Origin of the sequence: Rhodoferax sp. (genome assembly GCF_039922535.1) — a bacterium.
In the GTDB taxonomy this organism is placed as follows: Bacteria; Pseudomonadota; Gammaproteobacteria; order Burkholderiales; family Burkholderiaceae_C; genus Rhodoferax_B.
Map to the genome: position 1 here is coordinate 1 of NZ_JBDTEM010000137.1, position 1,871 is coordinate 1,871.

At 62.7% G+C, this 1,871-nt stretch carries 2 protein-coding genes; one reads left to right on the plus strand and one right to left on the minus strand.

What is annotated here, in order from left to right:
• Positions 1-725, minus strand: a 725-nt coding sequence (locus tag ABI213_RS06375) for an FUSC family membrane protein (RefSeq protein WP_348026462.1), incomplete at its 3' end; no start/stop codon positions are given.
• 478 nt (positions 726-1,203) lie between these two features.
• On the opposite strand from ABI213_RS06375, the gene ABI213_RS06380 reads away from it, so the two are divergent.
• Positions 1,204-1,871 (plus strand): DUF1016 N-terminal domain-containing protein (locus tag ABI213_RS06380; protein WP_348026464.1); only part of this gene is annotated, 668 nt, incomplete at its 3' end.

Genomic DNA, 1,871 nt, shown 5'->3' on the forward strand with positions numbered 1-1,871 from the left:
GGCGACTCCAGCACCACGTCGCGGGTGTTCTGCAGGTGGTCGGCAAAGGTGGCCTGCTGCTCCAGCATCTTGGCCAATAGGGCTTGCGGGTCAGCATGTGGCGCAAAGCGCTGCGCCTGGATGCGCAAAATTTGCGCAAAACTGTGCAGGCACTCGGCCAGCAACTGGGTGCGAAAGCGGGTGTTCAGCCAGTGTGTGGTCAGCACACCCCACAGCAGGTACAGCCCCGCCCCCAGCGCAAACCAGCCGCCGTGCTCCAAAATTTGCGCCAGCGAACCCGTGGGCGGCGCGGCCATCGAAAACAGCATCGAGAACAGCAGCGAAAACGTCAACGGCCCGCCACGCTTGCCCCAGGCCATCACCATCACCGCCAGGAAGGTGCCCGCCACGATCACCACGCCCAGCAGCAACACATCGGCCCGCACCAGTTGCACCAGCATGAACAGCGGCGTACCCAGCAGCGGCGCGGGCAGCATCTGCATGATCTTGCGACGGCGCGGTGCGGGCACGTCCGGCAGGCTGGTGATCAGCACTCCCACCGCCGCGCTGGACGCCCCCGCCAGCCCCGCCGATTCGAAGATCAGCAACATGATCACCACCAGGCCCAGCGTCACGCTCAGGCCGTTGGTGACGTACTGGCTCAGCGCGACGCGCAGGAAATGGTCGGTGTGGGCGGCTAGGCGGTCGGCGAGGGTGGAGCGCTGGGGGCTAGACGGTGTGGCCATGGGCGGGAGGTATGGGCATGGCGGGCAATTTAGCAGAGATGGGTGGCGGTAGGACGGGGTAGTGCCACAGCAGAACGTCATCTATATGGGGGATGACGCTTACTGGAGAAGCTATCTTGTCGGGCAATATGTAACAAAGTTTCAATTTGAAACATTTAGAAGGCATTTGCTACGTATGGCTGATTTGATTTCGGCATTTGGGTCATGCGCGTCGCGAGGGGCATATGTACAAAGACCGCTTGCTGAGAGGCGGGGGTGGAAGCTTGACGCTTACTATCTGCCTGGGTTTGAGGTACTCGCTGCCAGGGGGCGACATGGCGGTGCTGTGCGTCGACTGGGCCACCATGGAGCTGTGCGCCAGCGCCCTGTCACAACCGGGCTACGCAGAAGTTGCTGTGGTTACAGTCAGCGGCGACAGCGGGTTTGGACAACGGCTAAGCGCCACCGCCTTGGATAGCGGCACAAAAGGGTTGCACACATGAACGACATCACGCCCGGCGCAGCGCCCACGCCTGCCGACACCCTGCACACTGAGCTGCGCACCCTGATTGCCAGCAGCCGCCAGCGGCTGGCGGGTGCGGTAAATGCGGAGCTGACACGGCTGTATTGGAATGTGGGCAAGCGACTGCACACCGAGGTGCTGGGCGAAGGCCGCGCCAGCTACGGCACCCAACTGCTGGACACGCTGGGCCAGCAACTCACGCAAGAATTTGGCCGAGGTTTTGAGTCGCGCAACCTGCGCCGCATGGTGAAGTTTGCCGAGGGCTTTCCCGACGCGGCAATTGTGTCAACACTGTCGGCACAATTGAGCTGGAGCCACATGGTCGCCATCGTGGCACTAAAAACCCCGCAAGCCCGCCAGTTTTACGCCGAGCAAGCCGCCACCAACACCTGGAGCGTGCGCGAACTGGCGCACCAGATCGAACGCAAAGCCTTCGAGCGCCCCGAACTTGCCAGCCTGCAGATACTCCCCACCGGTCAAGCCCCCACACCCGTTCGGGCTGAGCCTGTCGAAGCCAACCCCACCAGCCCCGCCCAAGTCTTCAAAGACCCGTATTTCCTCGACTTTTTAGGCCTGCGCCAAGGCCACGACGAGGCCGACCTGGAAGCCGCCATCCTGCGCCAGCTAGAAGCCTTCATCCTGGA